The organism is Shewanella eurypsychrophilus (assembly GCF_007004545.3).
Taxonomy (GTDB): domain Bacteria; phylum Pseudomonadota; class Gammaproteobacteria; order Enterobacterales; family Shewanellaceae; genus Shewanella; species Shewanella eurypsychrophilus.
The window spans coordinates 2409279-2424758 of sequence record NZ_CP045503.2 but is presented as its reverse complement, the minus strand read 5'-3'; the positions used below and the strand labels follow the sequence as shown (position 1 = coordinate 2424758).

At 44.4% G+C, this 15480-nt stretch carries 13 protein-coding genes; 5 read left to right on the top strand and 8 right to left on the bottom strand.

The genetic code is table 11. From position 1 onward, the window contains the following. Nucleotides 1-303: 303 nt before the first annotated feature. The 3 genes from FM038_RS10275 to FM038_RS10265 all read right to left on the bottom strand — a co-directional run bounded on the left by FM038_RS10275 (nt 304) and on the right by FM038_RS10265 (nt 4731). Nucleotides 304-1320, bottom strand: coding sequence for an IS110 family RNA-guided transposase (locus FM038_RS10275; protein WP_142870764.1), 1017 nt, complete (start codon nt 1318-1320; stop codon nt 304-306). Between the two features lie 965 nt (nt 1321-2285). Then, nucleotides 2286-4352, bottom strand: coding sequence for a TonB-dependent receptor (locus FM038_RS10270; RefSeq protein ID WP_142870765.1), 2067 nt, complete (start codon nt 4350-4352; stop codon nt 2286-2288). Between the two features lie 226 nt (nt 4353-4578). Continuing rightward, nucleotides 4579-4731 (bottom strand): hypothetical protein, encoded by a 153-nt coding sequence (locus tag FM038_RS10265; protein WP_185965677.1) that lies wholly within the window; start codon nt 4729-4731, stop codon nt 4579-4581. Nucleotides 4732-4770: 39 nt separating this feature from the next. On the opposite strand from FM038_RS10265, the gene FM038_RS10260 reads away from it, so the two are divergent. Both FM038_RS10260 and FM038_RS10255 read left to right on the top strand, forming a co-directional pair. Next, nucleotides 4771-5070 (top strand): hypothetical protein, encoded by a 300-nt coding sequence (locus FM038_RS10260; protein WP_142870766.1) that lies wholly within the window; start codon nt 4771-4773, stop codon nt 5068-5070. Continuing rightward, entirely contained in the window at nt 5067-6704 is a 1638-nt protein-coding gene (locus FM038_RS10255) for a PepSY-associated TM helix domain-containing protein (RefSeq protein ID WP_142870767.1), read from the top strand. Before FM038_RS10260 ends, FM038_RS10255 begins: the two co-directional genes overlap by 4 nt. Nucleotides 6705-6775: 71 nt before the next feature. Here FM038_RS10255 and FM038_RS10250 read toward each other — a convergent pair whose 3' ends face one another. Continuing rightward, the gene (locus tag FM038_RS10250; protein WP_142870768.1) at nt 6776-7702 is read right to left on the bottom strand and encodes a LysR family transcriptional regulator; all 927 of its coding nucleotides are present in this window, start codon (nt 7700-7702) and stop codon (nt 6776-6778) included. A gap of 157 nt (nt 7703-7859) precedes the next feature. Between FM038_RS10250 and FM038_RS10245 the strand changes: the two genes are divergently transcribed. Together FM038_RS10245 and FM038_RS10240 are read left to right on the top strand one after the other, a co-directional pair. Next, the gene (locus tag FM038_RS10245; RefSeq protein ID WP_142870769.1) at nt 7860-8171 is read left to right on the top strand and encodes a monooxygenase; all 312 of its coding nucleotides are present in this window, start codon (nt 7860-7862) and stop codon (nt 8169-8171) included. Between the two features lie 10 nt (nt 8172-8181). Then, on the top strand, nt 8182-8553 hold the full coding sequence (locus FM038_RS10240; protein WP_142870770.1) for a hypothetical protein: 372 nt from the start codon (nt 8182-8184) through the stop codon (nt 8551-8553). A 116-nt stretch (nt 8554-8669) separates the two neighbouring features. Here the strand turns inward: FM038_RS10240 and lpxM are convergent, their stop codons facing one another. The 4 genes from lpxM to pheS form a co-directional block, all read right to left on the bottom strand. Beyond that, nucleotides 8670-9605 (bottom strand): lauroyl-Kdo(2)-lipid IV(A) myristoyltransferase, encoded by a 936-nt coding sequence (lpxM, locus tag FM038_RS10235; protein WP_142870771.1) that lies wholly within the window; start codon nt 9603-9605, stop codon nt 8670-8672. Between the two features lie 183 nt (nt 9606-9788). Continuing rightward, nucleotides 9789-10085 (bottom strand): integration host factor subunit alpha, encoded by a 297-nt coding sequence (gene ihfA / locus FM038_RS10230; RefSeq protein WP_142870772.1) that lies wholly within the window; start codon nt 10083-10085, stop codon nt 9789-9791. Between the two features lie 4 nt (nt 10086-10089). Beyond that, nucleotides 10090-12477, bottom strand: a complete 2388-nt coding sequence (gene pheT / locus FM038_RS10225; RefSeq protein ID WP_142870773.1) for a phenylalanine--tRNA ligase subunit beta — start codon at nt 12475-12477, stop codon at nt 10090-10092. Nucleotides 12478-12491: 14 nt separating this feature from the next. Further along, entirely contained in the window at nt 12492-13475 is a 984-nt protein-coding gene (gene pheS / locus FM038_RS10220) for a phenylalanine--tRNA ligase subunit alpha (RefSeq protein WP_142870774.1), read from the bottom strand. 390 nt (nt 13476-13865) lie between these two features. Between pheS and FM038_RS10215 the strand changes: the two genes are divergently transcribed. After that, nucleotides 13866-15368, top strand: a complete 1503-nt coding sequence (locus FM038_RS10215; protein WP_142870775.1) for a methyl-accepting chemotaxis protein — start codon at nt 13866-13868, stop codon at nt 15366-15368. Nucleotides 15369-15480 lie beyond the last annotated feature (112 nt).

Genomic DNA, 15480 nt, shown 5'->3' with positions numbered 1-15480 from the left:
TTTCATCCCTGAAATCGAAGCTCGCAGCCGCATATATGGACCCATCCCGTTTGCAAGACATTTGATATCAATTTTGAGAAGAGTTCATTGCACCCATATATACGGCCTGTTTATGAGGTTAACCTCTGGCCCTGATGGATATTTGCCTCTACTTTCCTGATCACCTACACGGCTTCTTTAGAGCCCTTGCGGCTGTTAGGTTTTAAGTAGAGCAGTCTGACTGTCTCATCATCAAATCAAGTGTCATAGCAACTTGCTGGTATGTTTTACGCTAACTCGGTTCGTCTTACTTTAGGACCACTGCTACGCAAATGTCCTATATTCATCTTCCCTAGCGGCGATAGCCCAGGTTATTCTTGCAAGCTTGTTAGCCACTGCAACACAGGCCTTATTAAACCCCTTTCTTTCTGCCAAAGCGTATGCCCAGCGGCTCAACCTATCTTGTTTTCCTCCGCAGTGCTGCAAGACCGCTCTTGCTCCATGTATAAACAAAGTTCGTAAATAGGCATTGCCTCTTTTGCTTATCCCTAGCAGGTTATCTTTGCCGCCACTGCTATGTTGTCTTGGCACTAAGCCACACCAAGCTGAGAAGTGCCTACCATTGGAGAAGTCTTTTCCTTCACCCACTGCCGCATAAAAAGCTGTCGAAGTGACAGGACCAATACCTGGAGATGTCTCTATACGCAGGCAAACAGGGTTTGTATTTCTCTCTTCTACTATCTGCGTATCACAGCTTTTTAGGCGTTTCTCTATATCGGTAAATTCTTCATGCAACTGATTGAATATGTAGCGTCCTTTCACTGTCAGTTCATTGTTCTCATCAGATAAAATGTCAGGAAAAGCTTTCCTAAAGGCCGCTTTGCTTTTTGCTATTACGATGCCGTATTCTGCCAGCATGCCTCTAACCTGGTTGACTAAGGCGGTAGACTGTTTGTTTAGACGTTCCCTCATTCGGTGAAGCATCTGTACATCCTGCTGCTCGACAGGCTTTGGCTGTACGAAGCGCATATTTGCTCTTTGGGCTGCCTCAGCTATTGCAAGCGCATCGTTATAATCATTTTTATTACCAGGCCTGTATGGAATGACGTATTGAGGAGCTATCAATTTGACTTCATGGCCTACCTTTTGAAACTCTCTAGCCCAGTAATTTGCTCCACCACAAGCCTCCATGACAACAAGGCTTGGCTCTACTTGTGCAAAAAAATGAATTAAGTCTTTACGCTTAATCATCTTCTTTTTGACAAGCTTTCCTGCTTTATTCACGCCAACAAAATGGAAAACAGACTTTGCGATATCTAAACCAATTGTAGTAATCTTCATGGTGGACCCGTCCTCTTTCTGATGAGTTGTAGCAACTTCATCGTGGCCCATTGTGAGGCCGATTAAAAGGGGATGGGTCCATTCCATTACCTACACTTAGGTTTTCACAAGCAGTCCATCTATTTAGTTTAGGTTTATGGCTAGGCTTCGTGACACGTTTCTGCTCCAAAGTTTGCTAGCCTTCGAATGAAGGTTGATTACATTTTCTAATTGAGGTTGTGGCATCGTTGATACTTGGAAGTGGGTTTGAAAGTCGTACTTTCATGGCAACCTAACGCTTCCCAGCGGGGGCTATGCAGATGCTTCTGCGAAACGCCGCAAGCACATCCGTGTGGGCTCTGCGATTTCATCCTTGAAATCGAAGCTCGCAGCCGCATCCACACTGGGTGTTTTACAAAAAGGGGCATCTTCAACTCGAGCGAAGTATCACTACGGAGATCTTCGCTTCCACGAAGAACACGGAGGTAAAGATTGAGCTAAAAGTTGAGAGTTGCAAAGACTTTAGCTGTTGCCTTTCTCCGTGTCCTCTGTGTTCTCCGTGGTGAATAGAGCTTGCTTAGTTTGTAAAATATATTCTGAATTAGGGCGAGTGCTCTAGCTCACTAATGCCCAGAAACAAGCTAGATTCCCACAGGCTTCTCCTAGAAAAATAAACTCAAACCGAAGAAGTAAACACTCAGGTGTGAACGCGGCTGCGAGCTTCCGAAACAAGGATGTTTTGGCAGAGCCCACAGGGAAGACTCTTATGAAATCAAGAGCCGGCGCCTCGTAGAAGTGTTTGCACTTAAGCGAGCCGCAGGCTATAGATAAACTGAAGCTATGGTTCTCAATAAACTAACCAAGTAACAAAACAAGCCAAATGAACCCACAATAGATATTTCAACAACTTGTTATCCGACAAGTAAAAAAGTCGCATTGCCATTAGGGCATTGCGACTTTTAGCCTAACACCGTTTGAATATGCTATTAAAAGCTATACATCACAGAGATACCAATATTTCTGGGGTCGATCACCGCCGCGTAGCCATCGGGGTAGCGTCCACTCGCAGGTTCGTTAACTGTGAGTGCTTGTTCATCAAATAAGTTGTTCACATAAGCACTTACACGCCATTGATCTGTTTGATAATCGACATTCATGCGACTAACCACATAGTCACCGGCAATCCGCTCCTCGCTATTGGCAATATCAGCAAAATATTCAGCGACGTAATTACCCGATAAACCGAACGTTAGCTCATCGCTAAACCAATATTTAAGGCCTAAGTTTGCGGTTAGATTAGGTGCAGAGTTGAGTTCGTTACCTATGATGTCGCCGTAAGCTACATCGGCTTTTTTGATCTCGGTTCTCAGTAAGCCCAAACCAGAGAGTAATTGCCAGCTGTCGCCAAGCATGGCATTAAACTCTATTTCAACACCATAGGTCACAGCGGTGTCGATATTGGTGATACGACGCAGGCTATTTGAGGCCTGATAACCATCATAATCGTTATAGAACAGATTAGTATTGAGGTTAATATTTCCGCCATCGAATTGGCTACGAGAACTAAACTCATAGGTATCCACAGACTCTTGATCATAATAGTAATACTCGCCACCATCAGGTGTTAATGCCAAGGCGCCACCTCCGGCATTGTAGCCACGGCGACCACTCACGGCTAAAGTGGTGTTATCGCTGACGGCATATTGCAACACTAACTTAGGTAAGGCCAGGGTTTTGCTATGATCCAAGGTTTCATCGACGGCACTGCCACGAAACTGCATGGCGAAATCTCGTGTCTGCTCATCGCGCATCACACGCCCACCAAACGTTAGCCACCACTTCTCGGCTATGGCATATGTCATTTCGCCATACACAGATGAAGAAGTGCTGCTATCATCGCCACCATAGGTAAAGCCACCTATGCTGCCAAAATCTTGTTTACGCTTGTAATAGGCAAGGCCAATAAAACCATTAAAATCTTTGTTATTTAAGCCAAAGCTATATTTTCCGTCGACGGTATAGCTTTTATCCAGCATATCGACATCCTGTTTAGCTGATGCCTGTGCTTCGTACGACTCAAATCCCCACTCATAATCCATATAAGCCACCAGTAGATCCAGAGATTGACTGTCACTTAGGCTGTAATCGAATCGCAGTGAGTGGCTATTGGATTTGGTCTGAATGTAACGTTGGAACATTGGCTTATATGCCCAAGGGTCGTCCCCTGTGAAGTAGTTACGTCCAGCATCCCCCTTCTCGTTATTATATGCGAAGCTATAGCCCACACTTAAATCTTCAAGTCCTGTCGGTTGCCATAATAACTTGCCGCGCCAGCGGTTTGTGACTAACTCATTTTGATCGAACGTCTTAGGGTTGGTATCGAACACCTCTCCCTTGTTATAGGTATTACCATTCACATTTTGGCCGGTGATTCTAAACGCCAATTGGTCCTCTAAAATCGGCCCGGATAACATCACGGCACTGTCGATGAACTGATCTTGATCCCGATAGCCTAAACGTGCAGCCCCCTGCCAATCAAAAGTTGGATCAGCGGTCTTGATGAACACAGTTCCCCCTATGCTGTTTCGGCCATTGATGGTTGATTGCGGCCCACGAAAAACCTCGATTTGTTCAATATCCCATAGACCAGTATCACCGGTCAGATCGGCGACAAAAGGTTCGGCTACACCGTCGACTAATGTTGATACTCGCGCTTTAGCACCGCCAGAAAAAGAGTTAAAACCGCTGGCTGAACCATTACCGGTTACCCCCCGAATATCTGGAACCGATCCCGTCACAACAACGACGTTCGGTACTTCGGCAAGTGCACTGGATATCGATTGATATTGGCCACTATCGAGTGTTTCTTTATCAATAACAGACACAGATGAGGTGGTATCTTTGAGACTGCGCTCAACCTTTTCACCATAGACAGTGATCACCTCAATCGATTCTCTTGGCTCTATATCTACAGCAGCCTGTGCGACCGAAAATAACGGACTACACAAGATTGCGGTAACAAGTAGATTTTTATTAAATACCCTGGACTCCATGGACTACCTCTATTTACAAGTCATTAAAATTTGTTACTACATTGAAAACAGCGATAATTTACAGTAAATGATAACGAGTCGCAATTGCGAATGGTTAACATTTACATTAAAATAGCTGTAATTTGTATCACCTTAATAACAGGGAAATCCAGTTGGATATGTTGACACTCACCGCGCTTTTTTTGACATTAACTGCTGTCATGCTTATCTATATCACCAGCAAGCATCAAAGGTTTTTCACTAAGCCGCAGCCTAAACCGTTGGCATGGATGGGTATGGGGTTATTTCTTTTAGCCTTATTGAGTTGGGTACAGGTTTTTGCTGTTACTGCTGCCATTTTCATCTGGATTTTTACCAGCATCACGCTACTTATCTGCATTCCCATATCCACCCTCATCATTGACAGAGTAACCCTCAAATGAATCCCCTGACCCGCGCACAAAAAATCCAGCCACACTGGTGGCGAAAAAGCCTGATAGCCATCGTATTTGGCCTTACGCTGACCTATGGGATTGTGGCAACATTTGCCTGGTTTGGCCCCGGTGGAATCGATGCTGTCATGAAAGTGCAGTTCAACATGTGGCTGATAAGCCTTATCTGGCTACCAATATTAGCCTTCAGCTTTCTCTTTAAAACTGCAGCAAGGGCGCTCATGTATATGCTCAGTGCCAACGCAGTGATCTATCTGTTATTTATCTGTCTATGGTGCCTACAATGAAAATTCGCTCAGATATATTGCGAACCTACCAATCAATTCACACTTGGACTGGGATCACTACAGGCTTAGTATTATTTATTGCCTTTTTTGCCGGCTCACTCACCATGTTTAAGCCACAAATTGAACAGTGGGCGACGCCGCCATCTCAACAATTAGCCCCCATAAGCAGTACGCAACGGGATAATTTAATCAATCAAGCCATCAGCCAATATGACAAGGCGGCAGATGGCTTCATCGTTAACTTCGATGGGCAATCATCGCCGTTAACCTGGTATGAAAAAGGCGGCGGTCGAGGTTTCCGCCTCGACGACAGCTTAAGGCATGCGACTCTTGATGATAATGGAGTAATAGTCACTCACATCAGTAGCACCAATGAACTGGGTCAACTCATCGATCAGTTACATCGCACTGCTGGGATCATCGGCAAATTAGGCCATGAAGATATTGGTGTGTTGGTCTTAGGTATTGCCGCTGGGCTGTATTTTCTGGCGCTTATCTCAGGTGTCATCGTGCTCTTACCCACTCTGGTAAAAAATCTATTCGCATTAAGATCCCATAAAGGCGCGAGCCGTTTTTGGCTCGACAGTCACAATCTTGTCGGTGTATTGAGCTTACCCTTTCACCTCATCATCGCCTGGACAGCCATGGTCTTTGCCTTTCATGACCCCTTTTATGGTGGACTGAGTTTGGTGTACGGCGACAAGCCCTTATTTGAGCCCAGAGAGAGAGGATTAATTGAGTATTCAGTTGAGGAACTTCCATCAATCGAAACTTATATTGAACAGGTCAGCAAGCTTGCCGATGGATATCAGATCCGCAATATGGAATTTTCAAAACTCAGCTCTACCAGTCCATCATTGGCGGTAGAGTTAGTCGCTGTCGGACAAATGATGCGCGGAGGATACAGTGATTTTATCTACCTTCAGCCCTACACGCTTAAGGTTAACTACAGCACTATTAACCAGCCTGAAGATGGTATTTATGGACCTGTGGTTAATAGTTTATTCGCGCTGCACTTTGGTAATTATGCAGGAGGCTTGGGTCGCTGGATCTATTTCAGTCTTGGGCTGCTTGGCGCCTTCCTATTCTACAGCGGTAATCTGTTATGGCTTGAGAAGCGCCGTCAAAAGCAAGCCCTACAGACACGCTCCAGCCGGGTTATGTCATCACTCACCATTGGTGTGTGTTTAGGCTCGATATTAGGTGTTGTCGGTGCCATGTTAGCCACTAAATGGCTGTACCTTATTAGCGAACAAATCAACAGCTATTATCTCAGCGGCTATTACGTGCTGTTTTTTGTCGCTATCGCTTACAGTTTTGCACGCGGCGCCGCATTAGCTGCCATTCACCTGCTGAAGTTGTTATCCCTTGGCTGCTTACTGATCCCTGTCAGTTCACTACTGACTCTGATAATGCCAGGGCTCATGCCATGGACACCTGCGGACTTTAATGCTGGGTTAATTGAGTCAATGGCTCTGCTATTTTCCCTGCTGTTTTATCTCGCAGCCAAAAAAGCTCAACATCGCGCCTATTATGGTGAACGCAACAGTATTTGGGCACTGGAGCCCCACGCATCAAAGCAGCCGCTTAAATGTCAGGAGCATAGCAGCCAACAGCTGGGTAAACTCAGCTAATGAAAATGTACACAGGCCCTATATTCAAGCGAAAAAATCTCATTGGTTTTAGCTGTTATATAAGCAAATTATCACGATTGTTTACATTGAATATCGGTATCAATCGACCTGAACTTTTTACTCTCAAGCAATAGCTGATACAAACATTTTGCCGCGGGGCCGGTTTTAGCCCCTTTCGGTAGGGTTAAGTGCAGAGGCACCTGATAAGATTCGGCATTCTCTACTTTCAAAATGACAATATTATCCATACTTCGACTGTTTAAAAGATGCTCCGGCAGGCGACAAAAGCCAACGCCCAGCTCAACGGCTTGCCAAGCATGATCGAAATTATCCACTGTAATACGCTGACGGGACTTAAGCCAACCGACATCTTGCTTAGCATTCTGTTTTCCACTGCCGCCTAAGTCTCTGATGACAATCTGGCTTATGGTAGTAAAATCCGCCGAACAGAGGGGATTCTTGCCGGCCAGTGGATGAGTTTTAGCAACCACGGGCAACATAGTTATAATTCCAAAGGCCTCACTGGGGTAGTTAGTCACAGGAAGCGTGACGATAGAGATATCGGCTTGTTCATCAGTCACCATCTGCGATGTTTTAGACAGTGAGGTTTCGATCACTTGAATGGAGGTGCAACTATTTTCTCTCAAGAAGTCCGCCATAGGTTGATATAACCAGCTGCGATCACAAAGGTGATCGACGGCAATGGTTATCTCAGACTCTATTCCTCTGGCGAGTTGCGTACTTATCTCTTCGAGTTCCCTCGCCTGCTCCAACATGGAGTCTGCCCGACGAAGCAACACTTTACCGTCATCACTCAGCACGGCTCTACGGCCTTTAATCTGCACCAAAGATACTCCCAACTGCTCTTCGAGCTTTTTAACCGCATAGATGAGCGTGGTATGGCTCTTGTTTAATCGGACCGACGCTGCTTGGATGCTGCCAGCGCGATCAATTTCAGACAGGGTTAGCCACTGATCCAGGGTGGTTTTCAATCTCATCGGTCTAATTTCTCCACACATAACCGCAGTTTTATGAACTTTTATGTTCAATTTATATAGGTATTATTACACCTATGCCAGAGAGATGCAGAACAATATTTCTGAATACCCGCTCTTACGTTAAGCAATCTTGCTGAGTTTATATTGGAGAAGAGAGATGCAAAAGTTACTACAGGTCGATTTTGGTTTTAATGGTCCGTTTGGAGATGAGATGGCGACCATGCTTACCGACTTAGCCAAGTCAATCAACAATGAACCCGGCATGATTTGGAAAATCTGGACCGAAAGTGAGTCGAAGCAACTCGGTGGCGGTGTATATCTGTTTGAAGATGAGACGAGTGCACAGGCTTACCTGGAGATGCATACGGCTCGCTTAAATGAGATGGGAATAACGGATGTCAGAGGGCTAATTCTCGATATAAACCAGACGTTATCTAAGCTGAACCACGCGCCACTTGCGCAGAAGTAAGGAACGCATGATGAACAACAAGACTTTTTTAACCGCCCACGGCAGTGTATATACGATATTCGCCTTGGCACTATTTTTCCTGCCAACGCTTATGTGGCCTATGTATGGCGTAGAGATTAACGATCGCTATGCATATTTTTTATCTCAGCACACATCTATATTTCTTGGTGGGATAGCCGCTATAAGCCTATTACTGCGTGAGATTGAAGTCGGTTCGCTGGCTAAAAATCTGTTTCTGGCCTTAACCATCTCGAATGGCTTGGGGGTGATTATTACTGTGTATGCAGGAGTGACAGGTATCTTCGTTGGTTTTGGCTGGAGCGACCCGGCATTCTTTACCCTGTTGTCGGTGCTAAGCTTTATGCAGATGAAAAAACAATAATACCAGCCCTTGGCCAGTAATAAAAAAGGTGAGTTTAAGCTATGCTTAAACCTCACCTTTTCGCTTTCACTAATACAATGAAAGCAGCCACTACATCGACTGCACCGGCGATTAAATCAATAGAATGGCGCTTCACCCTCGGGCCGTGTCTTCAATACCTTAAGGAACCACATATACTGCTCAGGGTAAGCCAAGATAACCTGCTCAACGGCTTTATTCAGCGCGAGAGCTTCGTTTTCTTTGCCTTTCATCTCCTCAGGTGCTATGGCGGGCATCACAGTTAATTCATAACGCCTAGCTTTTTGATCATAACCAATCTTAACGGGTAAAACTTGCGCATTACCCGCTTGAGCCAAACGTCCAACGACAGGTAGCGTGGCTTTTACTGTACCTAAGAAAGGGGCGAATACGCTTTTTTCTGGACCTAGATCTTCATCGGGGAGATAGAAGAAGCTTTTATCATTTTTAAGCTCAGACAGTAGCGCTCTAATTCCTGCTTCACGCATATAAATATTACCACCTGCTGAACTACGCAAGCGGTTACTAAACCAGTTAAACAAACCATTCCTATGGGCTTTAGCCATACTGACCATAGGTAGATCGATATTTAGTCTTAAGCCCGCATACTCAATACCCCAAACATGAGGCATGATGAAGATGACTGGTTGACCTGCTGCTCTTGCTTGCTCTACATGCTCGAAACCAGAGAGGTTCACTCTGCGTCGTAGATGAGCCTTTGAACGCACCATCAATTCAGACTGCGCGAGTAAGATCATCACGAAATTTTCAATATTCTCATTAATCAGGCACTCAACCTCTGCTGGAGACTTGTCAGGAAAGCATGCCTTCAAATTGATTCTGGCAACATTGAGCGGCTTCTTAGCTATCTTAGTGACAACTTTCGCCAATTGCCTTGCTATAGGATCACGTAACCAGGCAGGCATAAGGCCAAAAGTAACTAAAACAGCAATGCCAACCCAAGTTAGCCAATATTTAGGATGCAATAATTCGAGTTTAAAGCGGCGATCGAAATACTTTGGCTTTCTCGACAAAAAACTGGCCTCAGTTGAAATTAACTTACGAAGTGATATCAGTAAAATGCTCTGTAAAAGATTGAATAAACAAAGATAATGTTTACTGTATCAAAGTTATTCACTCTCATTTGAAAATATTTACTATAAAAAAGAAACAGAAAAAGCCACTCATTGAGTGGCCTTAACATACGCTTAAACGAATTACTTCTTCGCGTTAGCTTCTTCGACTCGGCTCTTTAGCTTCTGTCCTGGACGGAAGGTAACGACACGACGAGCTGAGATAGGGATATCTTCACCTGTCTTTGGGTTTCTTCCCGGTCTTTGATTCTTATCTCTAAGGTCAAAGTTGCCGAAGCCAGATAACTTGACCTGCTCACCACTTTCGAGAGCTAGACGAATTTCTTCGAAAAATGTCTCTACCATCTCCTTAGCTACCCGCTTATTAATTCCAAGCGTTTCAAAAAGATGCTCTGCCATTTCGGCTTTGGTAAGTGCCATACTTTTAATCCCTCAACAATGCGTTGAACTCTGACTTGAGTGCAGAAACAACTGAATCAACCATCTCAGCAATCTCTTTTTCTTCAAGTGTACGAGTGTTATCTTGTAATGTAAGTGCGATTGCTAGGCTTTTTTTGCCTGGCTCAACGCCTTTACCTTGGTATACATCGAATAAGTTTATGCCAACCAACTGATTTTGGCCAACTTTTCTTATCATTTTTACAACATCACCAGCAGAAACATTGTCATCAACCACCATAGCTATGTCACGACGGTTTGCCGGGAACTTAGATACAGCCTGAGCTTGCGGCAAATTGGCATGCAGTAAAGCATCCAATTCAAGCTCGAAAACAATTGTTTTACCATTTAATCCAAATGGCTTCTCTAAGCTTGGATGCACCGCTCCTATGATACCGATCACCTGATCATTTCTCAGGATTTCAGCACATTGCCCTGGATGAAGTGCTGGATGAGTCGCTGATCTAAAAGTAAATTCTTCATCAGAAACTGTCAAGCCGATAATGGCTTCTAAATCACCTTTAAGGTCAAAAAAGTCAGCAGTTTTAGATTCCATTGACCAATGTTCATCATTTTGGTTACCCGAAATGACGGCAGCAAGCATAGGTTGTTGGCGAACATTTGAATCCGCTGAGCTGTCAGGCACAAATCGTAAGCCGGTTTCGAACAGACGAACACGGTTTTGCTGACGACTCTGGTTATAACCTACAACGCCAAGTAAGCCTGTAAATAGCGATAGACGCATTGCAGACATCTCAACCGAGATAGGATTAGGTAAAACCATCGCTTCACAGCCAGGATGGATCTTATCCTGTAATTTAGGATCAACAAAACTATAAGTCACTGCTTCCTGGAATCCACGAGCCACCAGCATGCTTCTTACGCGCTTTAAGCTGATATCTGACTCATTATGGTCAGGCATACTTAACGCGGCTACAGGAGCGGTATTAGGAATGTTGTTGTAACCGTAAATACGAGCGACTTCTTCAATCAAATCTTCTTCGATAGCCATATCGAAGCGATACGTTGCCGTGACGACATTCCATTGATCAGCAATAAACTCAACAGCAAAACCGAGGCGCTCAAGAATTTCTGTCACTTCAGCATCAGAAATATGGTGACCTAAGATGCGATCTAATTTACTACGACGTAAAGTGATCGACACAGGCTTTGGCAGGTGCTCATCTGATTTAGCTTCGACAACTGGTCCAGCTTCACCACCGCAGATATCGAGTACTAAACGCGTGGCACGATCCATCGCCTTATGTTGCAGCTCTGGGTCGACACCACGCTCAAAGCGATGTGAAGAATCAGTATGTAAACCAAGGCGACGAGCCTTACCTAAAATAGCAAGTGGAGCAAAGAAGGCACATTCAAGCATGATGTCTTGAGTGTCACTGCTAACCCCTGAGTGTTCGCCACCAAAAACACCAGCAAGTGCTAGGGGCTTGTGTTGATCAGCAATCACTAGCATGTCACTTGGTACGGTGATTTCATTGCCATCAAGCAAGGTTAACTTCTCTTCACCGCTTGCCAAGCGAACTTGAATATCACCATCAAGTTTAGCAAGATCGAACGCGTGCATTGGCTGACCAAACTCGATTAATACATAGTTAGTAATATCAACGATAGGGTCAATAGAGCGAATACCGCTACGACGTAGCTTCTCTTGCATCCATAAAGGGGATGGAGCCTGCATATCAACATTTTTAACTACACGGCTAAGGTAACGTCCACATGACTCTGGCGTCTGAAGATTGACTTGTACTTGATCATCGATAGCAGGAACAACCGCTTCCCATGTTGGCTCTATAACCGCTTGACGGTTTAGTACACCAACTTCACGCGCCAGACCTGACATACCGAGGCAATCGGCACGGTTTGCCGTTAAATCGACATCGATGATGGCGTCATCTAGCTGTAAGAGCTCGCGTAAATCGGTTCCCACAGGCGCATCAACAGATAACTCAAGGATACCATCACTTTCGATATCAATGCCTAGCTCACCGTATGAACAAAGCATGCCAAATGATGGCTCGCCACGTAGCTTAGCTTTTTTAATTTTAAAGTTACCAGGCAGTACTGCACCCACCATAGCAACAGCCACTTTAAGGCCTAAACGACAATTTGGGGCACCACAAACAATGTCGATAAGCTCGTCTTGTCCGACATTAATTTTGGTGACTCGCAGTTTATCTGCATCTGGGTGCTGGCCACACTCAACAACTTCACCGACGATAACGCCAGAGAACTCACCGGCAACAGCTTCGATACCATCGACTTCTAGACCCGCCATGGTAATTTGATGTGACAATTCGTCACGACTTATGCTTGGATTAACCCATTCACGGAGCCAAGATTCACTAAATTTCATGTTTTACTGCTCCGTTATTTGAATTGCTTGAGGAAACGTAGGTCATTTTCAAAAAATGAACGTAGATCGTTAACGCCGTAACGCAACATAGACAGACGTTCAACCCCCATACCAAAAGCAAAACCAGAGTACTTCTCTGGATCGATTCCCACACTACGAAGTACATTTGGGTGAACCATGCCACAGCCTAGTACTTCTAGCCACTTGCCGTTTTTACCCATCACATCGACTTCAGCTGAAGGCTCTGTAAATGGGAAATATGAAGGACGGAAACGCACTTCTAAGTCTTCTTCAAAGAAGTTGCGTAGGAAATCATGCAAGATGCCCTTCAACTCGGCAAAGTTAACATTTTCAGCAACGAGTAAACCTTCAACCTGATGGAACATAGGCGTATGGGTTTGGTCATAATCATTACGATAAACACGACCTGGAGAAATAATACGTAGAGGCGGCTTCTCAACTTCCATTGTGCGGATCTGCACACCTGAAGTTTGCGTACGCAACATCACTTTAGGATTAAAGTAAAACGTATCGTGATCGGCACGAGCAGGATGATGTTCTGAGATATTCAGTGCGTCGAAATTATGGAAATCATCTTCAATCTCAGGTCCTTGCTTAACGCTAAACCCAAGCTCACCAAAGAAGGTTTCGATACGTTCGATAGTACGAGTAACCGGGTGAAGACCACCATTATCTATACGACGGCCAGGCAAGGTAACATCGATACTTTCAGCTTCAAGCTGAGTGGCCAGTTCGGCAGCTTTTAAGGCTTCGATACTCTCTGACAGTTTCTGTTGAACAGCCTGCTTGGCTTGGTTCACAGCTTGACCGAAAGCGGGCTTCTCTGCTGGGCTAAGTTTACCCATCATCTTCATCATGTCGGTAATTTTACCTTTTTTACCCAGGTATTCGACACGAAGCTCATCGAGGGCTTTAAGATCGCTAGCCCCGTCGACGGCCAGCAAGGCCTGTTCTACGATTTCTGTTAACTGTGACATCATCTCTTCCAGTGCGTTCGGCCTTCTAATTAAAGCCGTGACTTTGTGTTACTGTCTATTTATCTTACGAAAATAGAAAAAGAGACAAATTTTACGTGAGCCTATCGATTTTGACTAGCGCTAATTTATACTTTTCACCCGGAAAATCGCGATATATTGCTAATATCTAATCTTTTATTCCAAGTGAACACCCTCATTCATCTGCTATAACCGAATATCGCTCGAAGTTAACGCCATAAGATTGTAAAATACACACCATAACATTTAACATTTATTCATCAATATGAGTAATCCTTAAGCAAGTAAGCCACTGAATTGCAAAAACAGGTTAAGAATTTGGAGAAATACCCGATATAAACCTGTGATGACATTCAGCAACAGAGAAGTGCTATGAAAGAAGTAAAATTTCGTTGGGTAGACCAATTCCTTATAAAAATGACACTAAAAACAAAATTTTCCATTCTCGCAATAATCCCAATCCTCAGTTTAATGGGATTAACTTTTATCCTATACAGCCTATTTACTTCGCAGTTAACACAGAGCCATCAAGATGCGGCTTTACAGCAAACAAAGGCCATGAGCCAAATCGTGACACTGAGCCAAAAGTTTATTCCTCAAGAGCAACAAAGTAACTACTTACGCCAGCTGACTCAATTAGACAGTGTAAAAAGCCAACAGAACATGTCTCGAGAACAATTGAACGCAGCTAACCAAGGTGGTGGCATTGTTAACGATAGGTATCAGACTCAAGCCGTGAGTGCCTTAAACCCGAGCGGTCTGGCTACCTTGATTGTGATGGATGATTTAAGCAGCGTCATGGCGGGTTCGCAGATGTATGTGATCACTTGCTTAATTATTTTAATATTAATCATCCTTATCTTTAACTATTACATCTCTTCCTTTGTTGGTGGTGCCCTATATACAAATGTCGTGGCGCTGAAACAAGCTGCTGATGGAGATCTCACAGGACGACTTAACTTTTTTGAAGTGAAAGATGAGTTTAGTATTCTGGCCATTAGCATAGATACTTTGGTTGAACGTCAACATAATTTAGTGACTCAACTCAGTCACGCCAGCCATCAAATCAGGCAGGTGGTACAATCTTTCCGTCAAAATGCACAAGAGGGCCAATCTTTGGCTTCAAACCAAAGACAGCACTTAGACTCATTGGCCACTGCGATGGAAGAGATGACGGCTGCAGTAAAAGAAGTGGCTCGCAATGCAGAACAATCATCCAATGAAACCCAAGAGGCCAACACACAGGTCGATGCAGGCTCTAAAGATATCGCCACCACAGTAAACGCTATCGAGATGCTATCTAATGAAATTGGTAATGCGTCAACGGCTGTCGATACGTTAAATGAAAATGCGGCAAAGATTGACGAAGTTGTTACCACCATTAATGCGATTTCTCAGCAAACAAACCTTTTAGCACTTAATGCTGCGATTGAAGCTGCAAGAGCTGGTGAGCAAGGTCGAGGTTTTGCGGTCGTTGCTGACGAAGTAAGAACGCTAGCGGGTCGAACTCAGGAAGCAACGGTAGAAATAAAGACGATGATTGAAGCACTGCAAACCGGTGCACAAGATCTCACTCAAGTGATGAAGCGCACCGTAGCAAAGGCTGATGAAGGTAAGAAACATGTACTCGATACGGGTGAAGATCTTAAAGCCATCGCCGAACACAGTGGACGTGTTTATGACATGAGTGTGCTGATTGCAACCTCTGCAGATGAACAATCTGCTGTGGCTAATGAGATAGCGACTAACCTGATGGAGATCCGTAATCAATCTCATAATGTTGAGCAATCTGCCAATGAGTCAGTGTCAGGTTGTGACGAGCTCCATGCGACAGCAGAACAGCTAGATCAACTGCTTATCGGTCTTAAAATTTAGAGGGGATAATCCCGTTTCACTCTAACGGTTCCGCCAACCAGCCCATCGTAAAAAGTGGGCTTTGTTCTACAAAATTATCCACCATAAGTTAAGCCTCAACATCGACTGAGTT

Excerpts from the sequence above, each read along its gene's own strand:
- FM038_RS10250 (WP_142870768.1), bottom strand. The coding sequence starts at position 7,702 with ATGAGATTGAAAACCACCCTGGATCAGTGGCTAACCCTGTCTGAAATT.
- FM038_RS10240 (WP_142870770.1), top strand. The coding sequence starts at position 8,182 with ATGAACAACAAGACTTTTTTAACCGCCCACGGCAGTGTATATACGATA.
- FM038_RS10265 (WP_185965677.1), bottom strand. The coding sequence starts at position 4,731 with ATGCAGATAAGTAGCGTGATGCTGGTAAAAATCCAGATGAAAATGGCA.
- ihfA (WP_142870772.1), bottom strand. The coding sequence starts at position 10,085 with ATGGCACTTACCAAAGCCGAAATGGCAGAGCATCTTTTTGAAACGCTT.
- FM038_RS10215 (WP_142870775.1), top strand. The coding sequence starts at position 13,866 with ATGAAAGAAGTAAAATTTCGTTGGGTAGACCAATTCCTTATAAAAATG.
- FM038_RS10260 (WP_142870766.1), top strand. The coding sequence starts at position 4,771 with ATGAATCCCCTGACCCGCGCACAAAAAATCCAGCCACACTGGTGGCGA.
- pheS (WP_142870774.1), bottom strand. The coding sequence starts at position 13,475 with ATGTCACAGTTAACAGAAATCGTAGAACAGGCCTTGCTGGCCGTCGAC.
- FM038_RS10245 (WP_142870769.1), top strand. The coding sequence starts at position 7,860 with ATGCAAAAGTTACTACAGGTCGATTTTGGTTTTAATGGTCCGTTTGGA.
- FM038_RS10270 (WP_142870765.1), bottom strand. The coding sequence starts at position 4,352 with ATGGAGTCCAGGGTATTTAATAAAAATCTACTTGTTACCGCAATCTTG.
- pheT (WP_142870773.1), bottom strand. The coding sequence starts at position 12,477 with ATGAAATTTAGTGAATCTTGGCTCCGTGAATGGGTTAATCCAAGCATA.
- FM038_RS10275 (WP_142870764.1), bottom strand. The coding sequence starts at position 1,320 with ATGAAGATTACTACAATTGGTTTAGATATCGCAAAGTCTGTTTTCCAT.
- FM038_RS10255 (WP_142870767.1), top strand. The coding sequence starts at position 5,067 with ATGAAAATTCGCTCAGATATATTGCGAACCTACCAATCAATTCACACT.